At 69.2% G+C, this 12,348-nt stretch carries 7 protein-coding genes; 5 read left to right on the top strand and 2 right to left on the bottom strand.

The window, feature by feature from the left end:
* Positions 1 to 64: 64 nt before the first annotated feature.
* Positions 65 to 2,689, bottom strand: coding sequence for a transglycosylase domain-containing protein (locus tag BCL76_RS11105; RefSeq protein WP_109779295.1), 2,625 nt, complete (start codon positions 2,687 to 2,689; stop codon positions 65 to 67).
* A gap of 275 nt (positions 2,690 to 2,964) precedes the next feature.
* Here BCL76_RS11105 and BCL76_RS11100 point away from each other — a divergent pair, with 275 nt between their 5' ends.
* The 3 genes from BCL76_RS11100 to BCL76_RS11090 all read left to right on the top strand — a co-directional run bounded on the left by BCL76_RS11100 (position 2,965) and on the right by BCL76_RS11090 (position 6,072).
* The gene (locus BCL76_RS11100) at positions 2,965 to 3,567 is read left to right on the top strand and encodes a PadR family transcriptional regulator (protein ID WP_030008393.1); all 603 of its coding nucleotides are present in this window, start codon (positions 2,965 to 2,967) and stop codon (positions 3,565 to 3,567) included.
* A gap of 49 nt (positions 3,568 to 3,616) precedes the next feature.
* The gene (locus BCL76_RS11095) at positions 3,617 to 4,699 is read left to right on the top strand and encodes an inositol-3-phosphate synthase (RefSeq protein WP_030008394.1); all 1,083 of its coding nucleotides are present in this window, start codon (positions 3,617 to 3,619) and stop codon (positions 4,697 to 4,699) included.
* 104 nt (positions 4,700 to 4,803) lie between these two features.
* A complete protein-coding gene (locus tag BCL76_RS11090; RefSeq protein WP_109779294.1) occupies positions 4,804 to 6,072 on the top strand; it encodes an MFS transporter in 1,269 nt (422 codons plus the stop codon).
* Between the two features lie 66 nt (positions 6,073 to 6,138).
* On the opposite strand, the gene BCL76_RS11085 is transcribed toward BCL76_RS11090, so the two are convergent.
* Positions 6,139 to 7,605, bottom strand: a complete 1,467-nt coding sequence (locus tag BCL76_RS11085) for a CCA tRNA nucleotidyltransferase (RefSeq protein WP_109779293.1) — start codon at positions 7,603 to 7,605, stop codon at positions 6,139 to 6,141.
* Positions 7,606 to 7,791: 186 nt separating this feature from the next.
* Between BCL76_RS11085 and BCL76_RS11080 the strand changes: the two genes are divergently transcribed.
* Together BCL76_RS11080 and murJ are read left to right on the top strand one after the other, a co-directional pair.
* Positions 7,792 to 10,056 (top strand): DUF6049 family protein, encoded by a 2,265-nt coding sequence (locus tag BCL76_RS11080; protein WP_181382505.1) that lies wholly within the window; start codon positions 7,792 to 7,794, stop codon positions 10,054 to 10,056.
* 46 nt (positions 10,057 to 10,102) lie between these two features.
* Positions 10,103 to 12,277, top strand: a complete 2,175-nt coding sequence (gene murJ / locus BCL76_RS11075) for a murein biosynthesis integral membrane protein MurJ (protein ID WP_109779292.1) — start codon at positions 10,103 to 10,105, stop codon at positions 12,275 to 12,277.
* Positions 12,278 to 12,348 lie beyond the last annotated feature (71 nt).

Raw genomic sequence — 12,348 nt, 5'->3', positions numbered from 1 at the left:
CGGGAGAAGGCCGTCGCACGGTGGGTGCGACGGCCTTCCAGGGCTCAGGGAGCGGGGCTACGGGTCACTCGGAGCCGGAGTCGTCGAACCCGCCGGTGATGCCGCCCGGGCGGCCCGGTTTGCCGGTCTGTGTCGGGGACGGTGATCCGCTGGGTCCGCCGATCACCCCGGAGGTGTTCCCCGACGTGTTGCCGGCCGTGTTACCGGCCGTGTTACCGCTGTTCGCGCCTCCGTTGGTGGTTCCGCGCGTGGTGTCCGGGTCGCAGTACAGCTTCCACGGCGGGCAGGAGGGCCGGCCGCCCTTCGACGGGGACGGGGACGGCGAGGGAGAGGTCGACGGCTGCGTCGACGGGGACGGGGACGGGGAGACGACGACCGAGGGCGTGGGGGAGGGGGCACCTGCGGAGTCGGCGGTCACGCCGATGTCCTCGGCCTCCGGGAACTGCTTGACCGGCAGGCCCTTGAGCGCCGCGCCCATGTACTCGGTCCAGATCTCGGCCGGGATGTCACCACCGTGGAGGGAGGGGATGTCGCCCACACCCTTCATGGAGATCAGCTTCTTGTCCGCCGAGTTGGGGTCGGTACGGAAGAGGACCACGGAGGTCGAGAGCTCCGGGGTGTAGCCGACGAACCAGGCCGACTTGTTCTCGTCCGTGGTACCGGTCTTGCCCGCGGCGGGCCGGCCCAGCTTCTGGACCTTCTTGCCGGTGCCGTTCTCGACGACGTTCTCCAGCACCTTGGTGATGTTGTCGGCGACGGCGCTGTCCATGGCCCGCTGGTCCTTGGGGGCCTCGAAGCCGGACAGCTTCTCGCCGTTCTTCTCGACCTCGGTCACGGAGAACGGCTCGCGGTGCGTGCCGGAGGCGGCGAAGGTCGCGTACGAGTCGGCCATGCGGATCGCGCTCGGGGTGGAGGTACCGAGGGCGAAGGAGGCGTCGGTGTTCGGGTTGATCGACTCCTCCAGGATGCCCGTGGACTTCGCCACGGCCCTGACCTTGTCGTGGCCGACGTCGAAGACGAGCTGGGCGAACGGCACGTTGATGGACTTCTCCATCGCCTCGTTGAGGGTCACGTACCCGAAGGGGGTGGGGCTCTCGTTCTTCTGCTTGAACGGTGCGCCCGACGCGTCGCGCAGCGGCTTGCCCTCACGGTTGTTGATCACGGTGAGGTCGTTGGCCATGTACTTGCTGTCGGCCGAGATGCCCTTGCCCTTGGAGTTCTGGGTGCCGTACTCCATGGCCGCCGCCAGCACGTACGGCTTCCAGGTCGAGCCGACCGGGACACCGCTGGTGTTGGCGTTGTTGCTGAAGTACTTGTGGTCCCAGCCCGGGCCGCCGTACAGGGCGACGAGGGCCCCGGTCTTCACGTCCACGGAGGCCGAGCCGAACTGTACGAAGGTGTCCGTCTCGGGGCGGCCCTTCTCGTCGATGAACCCATTACGGGTGTCCTCGACGGCCTTGACCAGGGCGTCCACCCTCGGCTTCTGGAAGGTGGTCTTGATCCGGTAGCCGCCCAGGGCCATCTGTTCGGGGGTGATGCCCTTGGTCTTCATCACGTAGGCCTTGGCCGTGTCGACCAGGTAGCCGATCTGGCCGGTCATGCCGCGGGCCTGCTCCGACTCCACCCGCGGCGGGAAGTCCGCGTCCGTGAACTTGGCCCGCTCGGCCTTGGCCATCCGGCCGACCTCGACCTCACGGTCCAGCACCCAGGACCAGCGCTCCCGGGCCCGCTTCTCGTTGAGGGCGGGGGTGGCCGCGGCGCCGATGCCGCCGTCCGGGTTGTAGAGGTTGGGCCCCTTCAGCATGGCGGCCAGGAAGGCGCACTCGGAGGGGTTCAGGTTCTGGCTGTCCTTGCCGAAGTAGGCGCGGGCCGCGGCCTGGATCCCGTAGGCGTCGCGGCCGTAGTAGGCGGTGTTCAGGTAGCCCGCGAGGACCTTGTCCTTCTCCTCGCTGACACCCAGCCTTATCGCGATGAAGAGCTCGGTGGCCTTCCGCTTGAGCGTCTGGTCCGAGTCCAGGTAGGTGTTCTTCACGTACTGCTGGGTGATGGTCGAGCCGCCCTGGGTGGAGCCGCCCGTGGCCATGTTGTACACGGCGCGGGCGACACCCATCGGGTCCACGCCCTTGTCCGTCTCGAAGGACTCGTTCTCGGCCGAGATCACGGCGTCCCTCATCGACCGGGGGATGCTGGAGATGGGCACGATCTGCCGGTTCATCGAACCGCCCGTCGCCACCATCTGGCTGCCGTCGGCCCAGTAGAAGACGTTGTTCTGCGCCTGCGCCGCCTTGTTCGGGTCCGGCGTGCTCACCATGGCGATGCCGATGCCGGCACCCGCCGTGATGACGGCGAAGAAGCCCAGCGCCGTACCGGCCACGAACTTCCAGGACGGCACGAAGCGCTTCCAGCCGTCCCTGTCGGACCGCGGGTAGTTGATGAGCCGCTTGTCCGGGCGCCCGGTGCCGCGCGTGGCGGTGCCGGTTCCTCTCCCTCGGCCGCTGCCTCTCTGGGCAGCCCGACGGTTCTCGGCACGGCTGCCCTGGCCGGGCTGCGGTGCGTACGGGCCGCTGTGCGATGCCGTGGGGACATCACGTCCGGCCGCGCCCCTTCCAGGGCGCGGCTGGGCAGCGCGGCGGGCTGAGGCGCGCCCACCGCCCTCGGGCTGCGGCGGTTTGCGACGGTGCTCGCTCATCGAACGACTACTCCTCGGGCAGGCGAGTGGCCTGGAAGCGGCAGATTGTTTCCGGTCCCCCCCGGTGTCCTGGCGCACAGACTACGCACGCTCAAAACGCGCCCAGTGCCGAAGTTCACCCCAAATCAGGCAACCTGCCTGGTGCGAATTGGTGATGTGACACCGGTCACTACGTCTCCACTTGTCGATCAGAGCGCCCCGTTCTATCGTCTGGATGTATCGAGCCGATACATCAGCTCGGTATAAAGACTCAGGGGCGGAGGAGAGGCAGGCGGATGAGCAGACGCTCAGGCATCCTCGAGTTCGCCGTCCTCGGCCTGCTTCGCGAATCCCCCATGCACGGCTATGAGCTGCGCAAGCGGCTCAATACCTCGCTGGGGGTGTTCAGAGCCTTCAGCTACGGGACGCTCTACCCCTGCCTCAAGACGCTGGTCGCCAACGGCTGGTTGATCGAGGAACCGGGCAACGCCCCGGAGGACGCGCTCGCCGCTTCACTCGCAGGGCGCCGCGCCAAGATCGTCTACCGGTTGACGGCCGCGGGTAAGGAGCACTTCGAGGAGTTGCTCTCCCACACGGGCCCGGACACCTGGGAGGACGAGTCCTTCGCCGCCCGCTTCGCCTTCTTCGGCCAGACCGAACGAGACGTCCGCATGCGGGTGCTGGAGGGCCGCCGCAGCCGGCTGGAAGAGCGGCTGGAGAAGATGCGCGCCTCGATCGCCCGGACGCGGGAGCGCCTCGACGACTACACGCTCGAGCTGCAGCGGCACGGCATGGAGTCCGTGGAGCGCGAAGTGCGCTGGCTGAACGAGCTCATCGAGAGTGAGCGGGCAGGACGGGATCGCAGACGATCCGGTCCGTCCGACGAAACTGAAAAATGAGGCCTGCATCTCGCAGACCTCGTCCGAGAACAAACAGGGAGCAACCGGAATGGGTTCGGTTCGCGTAGCCATCGTCGGCGTAGGCAACTGCGCCGCCTCGCTGGTGCAGGGCGTCGAGTACTACAAGGACGCCGACCCGGCGGCCAAGGTCCCCGGTCTGATGCACGTCCAGTTCGGCGACTACCACGTGCGTGACATCGAGTTCGTCGCCGCGTTCGACGTCGACGCGAAGAAGGTCGGCCTCGACCTTTCGGACGCCATCGGCGCCAGCGAGAACAACACCATCAAGATCTGCGACGTCCCGAACGCGGGTGTGACCGTCCAGCGCGGCCACACCTACGACGGCCTGGGCAAGTACTACCGCATGACGATCGAGGAGTCCGCCGAGACTCCGGTCGACGTGGTCCAGGTCCTCAAGGACCGTGAGGTCGACGTCCTGATCTGCTACCTGCCCGTCGGTTCCGAGGACGCGGCGAAGTTCTACGCCCAGTGCGCCATCGACGCCAAGGTCGCCTTCGTCAACGCCCTCCCGGTCTTCATCGCCGGCACCAAGGAGTGGGCCGACAAGTTCACCGAGGCCGGTGTCCCGATCGTCGGCGACGACATCAAGTCGCAGGTCGGCGCGACCATCACGCACCGCGTGATGGCGAAGCTGTTCGAAGACCGTGGTGTCCGCCTCGAGCGCACGATGCAGCTCAACGTCGGCGGCAACATGGACTTCAAGAACATGCTCGAGCGCGACCGCCTCGAGTCGAAGAAGATCTCCAAGACGCAGGCCGTCACCTCGCAGATCCCCGACCGTGAGCTCGGCGAGAAGAACGTCCACATCGGCCCGTCCGACTACGTCGCGTGGCTCGACGACCGCAAGTGGGCCTACGTCCGCCTCGAGGGCCGCGCCTTCGGCGACGTCCCGCTGAACCTCGAGTACAAGCTCGAGGTGTGGGACTCCCCGAACTCGGCCGGTGTCATCATCGACGCCCTGCGCGCCGCGAAGATCGCCAAGGACCGCGGCATCGGCGGCCCGATCCTCTCGGCGTCCAGCTACTTCATGAAGTCCCCGCCGGTGCAGTACTTCGACGACGAGGCCCTGGCCAACGTCGAGAAGTTCATCAAGGGCGAGGTCGAGCGCTAACCGAACCCAAGGGTCTTCACGACACCTGGACTTCGGCAGTTCTTCCGCGGAGGGTCCCCGGGCAATGTGCCCGGGGACCCTCCGCGTATGTGACCCTTGCCCTCATGCCTGTCGTACGTGATCTGCGCGTACTCCTGCGCCTGAGGGACTTCCGCAACCTGCTCGCCGTACGGCTGCTCTCCCAAGCCGCGGACGGCGTCTACCAGGTCGCGCTCGCCACCTACGTCATCTTCTCCCCGGAGAAGCAGACCTCCCCGGCGGCCATCGCCTCCGCCATGGCGGTGCTGCTCCTGCCGTATTCGGCGATCGGTCCCTTCGCCGGAGTGCTGCTCGACCGCTGGCGACGCCGCCAGGTCTTCCTCTACGGCAACCTCCTACGAGCCTTCCTCGCCTGCGTCACCGGGATGCTGATCGTCGCGCAGGTGCCCGACTGGCTGTTCTACGCCTCGGCCCTGTCCGTGACCGCCGTCAACCGGTTCGTGCTGTCCGGGCTCGCCGCCTCGCTGCCCCATGTCGTAGGGCCCGATCAGCTGGTCACCGCGAACGCGCTCTCCCCCACAGCCGGAACCCTCGCGGCGGTGGCGGGCGGAGGGCTGGCCTTCCTCGTCCGGCTGCTGGCCTCCGACTCCAACGCCCTCGTGGTGCTTCTGGGTGCCGGGCTCTACCTGTGCGCGGCCCTCGTCTCCCTGCAGCTGGCCATCGGCCTCCTCGGACCGGACCACCCCGCCGGCCGGGCGCACCCCTCGATCACCGAAGGGGTCGCCCTCACGGTGCGGGGGATGGCCGAGGGCCTGCGCCACCTCGCCTCCCGGCGCGAGGCGGCCCGGGCGCTCGCCGCGATGACCATGATGCGGTTCTGCTACGGGGCCCTGTTCGTGATGCTGCTCATGCTCTGCCGCTACGCCTGGTCGGACAACGAGTCCGACGGCCTGGCCCTGCTGGGCATCGCCGTCGGCGCCTCCGGGGCCGGATTCTTCGCCGCCGCCGTGGTGACCCCCTGGCTGGTGGGGCGGTTGGGCCCGCTCGGCTGGATCACCGCCTGCTCCGCGGGCGCCGCGGTCCTGGTACCGGCCCTCGGCCTGTTCTTCGCCCCGGGGCCGATGCTGGCCGCCGCCTTCGTGCTGGGCCTCGCCACCCAGGGCGCCAAGATCGCCACCGATACCGAGGTGCAGTCCCGGGTGGACGACGACTACCGCGGCCGCGTCTTCTCCGTCTACGACGTGCTCTTCAACGTCGCGTTCGTCGGCGCGGCGGCGGTGGCCTCCCTGATGCTCCCCGCCGACGGCCGGTCCGTGGCCCTGATCCTCATCGTGTCCGCCCTCTACGCCGCGACCGCCCTGCTCCTGGCCCGGGGCGAGCGACGTTTCACGTGAAACATCAGCGCTGACGGACGAAGGGGCCGATGTTTCACGTGAAACATCGGCCCCTTCGTCCGTGGATCAGGCCTGCGCGGCCCACCATTCCTTCAGCGCGACGACAGCGTCGTCACGGCCCATCGGACCGTTCTCCAACCGCAGCTCCAGCAGGAAGGCGTAGGCCTTGCCGATCACCGGGCCGGGGCCCACGTCGAGCACCTGCATGATCTCGTTGCCGTCCAGATCGGGCCGGATCGCGTCCAGCTCCTCCTGCTCCTGCAGCTGCTCGATGCGCTCCTCCAGCCCGTCGTAGGTCCGGGAGAGGGCATTGGCCTTGCGCTTGTTGCGCGTGGTGCAGTCGGACCGGGTCAGCTTGTGCAGACGCTCCAGCAGCGGACCCGCGTCGCGGACGTAGCGCCGGACCGCGGAGTCGGTCCACTCCCCGTCCCCGTAGCCGTGGAAGCGCAGGTGCAGCTCCACCAGCCGGGACACGTCCTTGATCATGTCGTTGGAGTACTTCAGCGCGGTGAGCCGCTTCTTGGTCATCTTCGCGCCCACCACCTCGTGGTGGTGGAAGGAGACCCGGCCGTCGCTCTCGAACCGGCGGGTGCGGGGCTTGCCGATGTCGTGCAGCAGGGCCGCGAGCCTCAGGACCAGGTCCGGGCCGTCCTGCTCCAGCGCGATCGCCTGCTCCAGCACGATCAGCGAGTGGTCGTAGACGTCCTTGTGCCGGTGGTGCTCATCACTCTCCAGCCGAAGCGCGGGCAGCTCGGGGAGCACCCGGTCGGCCAGTCCCGTGTCCACCAGCAGCCCCAGACCCTTACGCGGGTGGGCGGACAGGATCAGCTTGTTCAGCTCACCCTGGATCCGCTCCGCGGAAACGATCTCGATCCGCTCGGACATCGCCTTCATGGCCGCGACGACCTCAGGGGCGACCTCGAAGTCCAGCTGCGCGGCGAACCGTGCCGCCCGCAGCATCCGCAGCGGGTCGTCGGAGAAGGATTCCTCCGGGGTTCCGGGGGTGCGCAGCACGCCGGCGGCCAGGTCCTCCAGACCGCCGTGCGGGTCGATGAACTCCTGCTCGGGCAGAGCCAGGGCCATGGCGTTGACCGTGAAGTCGCGCCGGACCAGGTCCTCGTCGATCGAGTCTCCATAGGAGACCTCGGGCTTGCGCGACGTACGGTCGTAAGCCTCCGAACGGTACGTCGTCACCTCGATCTGGAAATTCCGTACGGCGTCCCCGGAGCGGGCACTCTTCTGCGCCCCGACGGTGCCGAAAGCAATACCGACGTCCCACACGGAGTCGGCCCACGGCCGGACGATCTTCAGAACGTCCTCGGGGCGGGCATCGGTGGTGAAGTCGAGATCGTTGCCGAGACGCCCCAGCAGCGCGTCGCGGACGGACCCACCGACCAGGGCGAGGCGGAAGCCCGCCTCCTGGAAACGGCGGCCGAGCTCGTCGGCGACAGGAGCGACCCGCAGCAGTTCACTGACCGCGCGGCGCTGCACCTGACTCAGGGCACTGGGGTTGTCTTCGTTGGCGTTCGGCACAACTGAAAAGGGTACGTGCCCGGCCCCCCAGGGGCCGCCCCGTTTTGCGGCCACCCCGGTACACGGCCACCGGGCCTCTGAGCCGATCATGTGGAGCAAGGCGCGGCACTCGCACACAGCGGGCCTCGTTACCATGCGTGGACGCACAAAAGACGACCACTGACACTTCGAGGGACGGGCTAGCGCGTGGCCGAGGCGGCAGACAACCAGGGGGCGTCCCCCGCTCCTGCCCGGCGTAAGTGGCTGCGGCGGGCGATCGTCCTGCTCGCCGGGACGCCCGTGCTGGCTGCCCTGATCTACTCGCCCGCCCCCCGGGCCCAGGCCGCTCAGGCCTCGTCCGTGGACGTCCAGCTGACCTCCATGGCACCCACGGCACCGGTCAAGGGCGACACCCTGACCATCAAGGGCACCGTGCTCAACACCGGCTCCGAAAAGATCACCGGCGCACATGTCGGTCTGCGGGTCGGGCCCGCGCTCGCGGACCGCTCGTCCATCGACGAAGCGGCGGAGCGCACCGGCTTCCGGGCCGGCGCCGACCCGGGCGAGATCGACCCGGCCTACGCCGTGAAGATCGACTCCCTGCCGTCGAAGGTCAGCCAGGAGTTCACCCTCACCGTCCCCGTGAACAAGCTGGAGCTGGACAAGGACGGCGTCTACCAGCTCGGCGTCTCCCTGTCCGGGGTGACCGACAGCCAGCCGTCCGAGCAGGTGATGGGCATCAAGCGGACCTTCCTGCCCTGGCAGCCGGAGGCCGCCGCCAAGCGCTCCCAGCTCACCTACGCCTGGCCGCTGATCTCCACCACCCGCGTGACGGCCGAGACCGGCTCCGACGAGCTCCAGACCCCCGTCTTCCTCGACGACTCCCTCGCCGATGAGCTGAGGGCGGGCGGGCGCCTGGAACAGATGGTCACCCTCGGCAAGGACCTACCGATCACCTGGGTCATCGACCCCGACCTGCTCTACACGGTCGACGCGATGACCAAGGGCTACCGGGTCCGCAGCCCGGGCGGCAAGCCCGTCCAGGGCAAGAGCAAGGCCGTCGCCGAGCAGTGGCTGAGCTCCTTGGAGGCGGCCGTCCAGGGCAAGAAGGTCGTCGCCCTGCCGTTCGCCGATCCGGACCTCGCCTCCCTCGCCCATCACGGCAAGGACGTCTCGGGCACCCTGGGCCAGCTGCGCCCCGCCACCGACAAGGCGAAGCAGGCCGTCGAGACGGTCCTGCACGTCCCCGCGTCGACCGACTTCTCCTGGCCCGTGGACGGCGCCATCGATCCGTCGATCGTGAACGTCGCCACTTCGGCCGGCGCCCACAACGTCCTCACCCGCAGTGACAGCCTCGTGGAGAGCGGCGCCCTGGGCTACACGCCCTCGGCGGCCCGACCCATCGGCGCCGGCACCACCGCCGTCGTCGCCGACGCCGACCTGTCCACCGCCTTCGAGGGCGACATGCTGAACGCGGGGACCTCCACCCTCGCCGTGCAGCGGTTCCTCGCCCACAGCCTCGCGCTGAACCTGCAGGGGACCGACGAGCCGCGCAGCTTCGTCGTCGCCCCGCAGCGGACGCCCAGCGTCAGCCAGGTCCAGTCGATGGCCGCAGCCGTACGGGGCCTCCAGCCCGGCCGCTGGACCCAGCAGGCGGACCTCGAAGCCGCGGCCGCTGCCAAGCCTGACCCGGGGGCCACCACCCAGGTGCCGGGCGCCGGCCAGTACCCCGAGGCCCTGCGCAAGCAGGAGCTGCCCGTGTCGGCCTTCGAGAAGATCCGCACCACGCAGAACACCCTCGACCACTTCAAGGTGATCCTCGCCGCGCCCGACCGCGTGGAGATCCCCTTCGGCAACACCACCAACCGGGAGATGTCCACCTCCTGGCGCGGTCGCCCCGACGAGGCCGCCCTCTACCGGGACGATGTACAGAACTACCTGATCGGTCTCACCGAGAAGGTCAAGGTCATCCCCAAGTCCGACGCCACCTTGTCCGGGCACAGCGCCACCATCCCGGTCAGCGTCCAGAACAGCCTGGTCCAGGACGTCCACGATCTCGTCCTGCGGGTGCACTCCGCCAACCCGACCCGCCTGATGTTCGGCGACAAGGGCGAGGCCGAGCAGCAGGTCACCGTCCAGGGCGACCACACCCAGACCGTCAAGTTCACCGCCAACGCCACGGCGAGCGGCCCCGTCGAGGTCACGGCGCAGCTGTTCACCAAGGACGGCATCCCCTACGGCAAGGCACGCAAGTTCACCGTCGAGGCCACCGAGATCACGCCCACCGTGATGCTCGTCATCGCCGGCGGTGTGCTCCTCCTGGTCCTGGCGGGCATCAAGATGTACGCCAGTCGCAAGCGCGTCGCGGCACGCGCGGCCGCCGAGGAGAGCACGCAGCCGAGTGACGAGTCCCCGGACACCGGAGCGCAAAGCACCGAGGGGTCCGGCACGAGTGAGACAGTGGACCGTTGATTGACGCCGTGGCCGGTCGGCCTGGGGACGATGAGGTGGGGTTTCGATGAACGCGCCGTACGACGGTGACCGCGCGCAGAGCACTGGTGGGCCTGCGCCCTCCCAGGGCGCTGCCCCGGGCACCCCGGTGCCCGGGCAGGTTCCCGCGCCTGCGCCCGCGCCGGAGCGTGACCCGTATGTCCAGGATGCCTACGACCACGACCCGTACCGGTCCCAGGACCTGTCGGCCCAGGACCCCGTCGCCGAGGTGCTCTACGACCGGGCCTCGCACCCTCCGCCGCCGCCCGGCACCTACCAGGAGCCCGGTCCGCTCTACGCCGCGCCGACCGCGCCCTCGTACTCGCCCGACCCGCGGGTCTGGGCCCAGACCCCGCCGCCCGAGCCGGACGGCCCCTCGCGCCACCTGCCGTACGGCGACCACGCCACCACCACCCAGTTCGTCGGCGTGGACTCCCTCGTCACCAATGCCTCGGACGAGCAGCCCGAACCGGACGCCTTCGCGCACCTGTACCGGGACCAGGAGGCGGCGCCCCGCGCCGCCGCCGAGGAGGCGCCCGTCGCCGCACCGGCGCCGAGCAAGCCCGCCGGGCGGTCCTCCAGCCTGCTGAAGTCCAGCGCGCTGATGGCCGCGGGCACCATCGTGTCCCGCATCACCGGCTTCCTGCGGACCCTGGTCATCGCCGGTGCCATCGGTGTCGGCACCTTCAACGACACCTACCAGATCGCCAACACCCTGCCCACGATGATCTACGTGCTGGTCGGCGGCGGCGCCCTGAACGCCGTCTTCATCCCGCAGCTGGTCCGGGCCATGAAGAACGACGACGACGGCGGGCAGGCGTACGCCAACCGACTGTTGACCCTCGTCGTGGTGCTGTTGGCGGGCATCACCACCATCTGCGTCCTGGCCGCACCGGTCTTCATCACGATGATGTCGCCGAAGATCGCCTCCGATCCCCAGCAGATGGACGTCGCGGTCGCCTTCGCCCGCTACTGCCTGCCCACCATGTTCTTCATGGGCATCCACGTGGTCCTGGGTCAGATCCTCAACGCCCGTGGCCGCTTCGGCGCGATGATGTGGACCCCGGTCCTGAACAACATCGTGGTCATCGCCACCTTCGGCGCCTTCATCTGGGCCTTCGGCGGCTTCACCACCTCCGGCGTCAACGCCACCACCGTCACCCCCGAGGGTGTGCGCCTGCTGGGCCTGGGCACCCTGCTCGGCCTCACCGTCCAGGCCCTCGCGATGCTGCCGTACCTGCGCGACGCGGGCTTCAAGCCGCGCCTGCGCTTCGACTGGCGGGGCCACGGCCTCGGCAAGGCCGCACGCCTGGCCAAGTGGACGTTCTTCTTCGTCCTCGCCAACCAGGTCGGCCTCGTGGTCGTCACCCAGCTCGCCACCTGGGCCGGATCCGTGGCCGAGAAGCAGGGCCACCCCGGTACCGGCATCACCGCCTACAACTACGCGCTGCTGCTGTGGCAGATGCCGCAGGCGATCATCACCGTCTCCGTCATGACGGCCGTCCTGCCCCGCATCTCCCGCTCCGCGCACGACGGCGACGCCGCCGCCGTCCGCGACGACATCTCCTACGGGCTGCGCACCTCGGCCGTCGCGATCGTGCCCTGCGCCTTCGCGTTCCTCGCCCTCGGTGTCCCGATGGCCACCCTGCTCTACGCCGGCTCGGGCTCGGGCGCGCAGAACATCGGCTACATCCTGATGGCGTTCGGACTCGGCCTGATCCCGTACTCGATCCAGTACGTGGTCCTGCGCGGCTTCTACGCCTACGAGGACACCCGCACGCCCTTCTACAACACCTGCATCGTCGCCGCCGTCAACGCGGCCGTCTCGGCGCTCTCCTTCTTCGTGCTCCCCGCCCGGTGGGCGGTGGTCGGCATGGCCGCCGCATACGGCCTCGGTTACGCCGTCGGAGTGGGTGTCGCCTGGCGCCGGTTGCGTGCCCGGCTCGGTGGCGACCTCGACGGGGCGCACGTGATGCGCACCTACGCCCGTCTCACCGGTGCCTGCGTCCCGGCCGCCGCCGTGGCCGGCGCGGCCGCCTACGGGGTCACCCAGTGGCTGGGCAGCGGAGTCACCGGCTCCGCCGCGTCCCTCGTCGCCGGCGGGATCGCCCTGGCCGCGGTGTTCCTCATCGCCGCCAAGCGGATGCGGATCGAGGAGCTCAACGCGATGGTCGGAATGGTCCGCGGACGTTTGGGGCGCTGATGCGCACAACCGTCGCCCCCTTTCGTGTGTCGTGCTTAGCGTCGGACTGTGGGCACAATTGGCATGGCTTC

This window comes from Streptomyces sp. CG 926 (assembly GCF_003148825.1).
In the GTDB taxonomy this organism is placed as follows: domain Bacteria; phylum Actinomycetota; class Actinomycetes; order Streptomycetales; family Streptomycetaceae; genus Streptomyces.
This window is presented reverse-complemented; position numbering and strand designations above follow the sequence as displayed.

What these genes read in the sequence shown, in the direction of transcription:
- BCL76_RS11105 (WP_109779295.1), bottom strand. Translation starts at nt 2,689, where the DNA reads ATGAGCGAGCACCGTCGCAAACCGCCGCAGCCCGAGGGCGGTGGGCGC.
- BCL76_RS11100 (WP_030008393.1), top strand. Translation starts at nt 2,965, where the DNA reads ATGAGCAGACGCTCAGGCATCCTCGAGTTCGCCGTCCTCGGCCTGCTT.
- BCL76_RS11095 (WP_030008394.1), top strand. Translation starts at nt 3,617, where the DNA reads ATGGGTTCGGTTCGCGTAGCCATCGTCGGCGTAGGCAACTGCGCCGCC.
- BCL76_RS11090 (WP_109779294.1), top strand. Translation starts at nt 4,804, where the DNA reads ATGCCTGTCGTACGTGATCTGCGCGTACTCCTGCGCCTGAGGGACTTC.
- murJ (WP_109779292.1), top strand. Translation starts at nt 10,103, where the DNA reads ATGAACGCGCCGTACGACGGTGACCGCGCGCAGAGCACTGGTGGGCCT.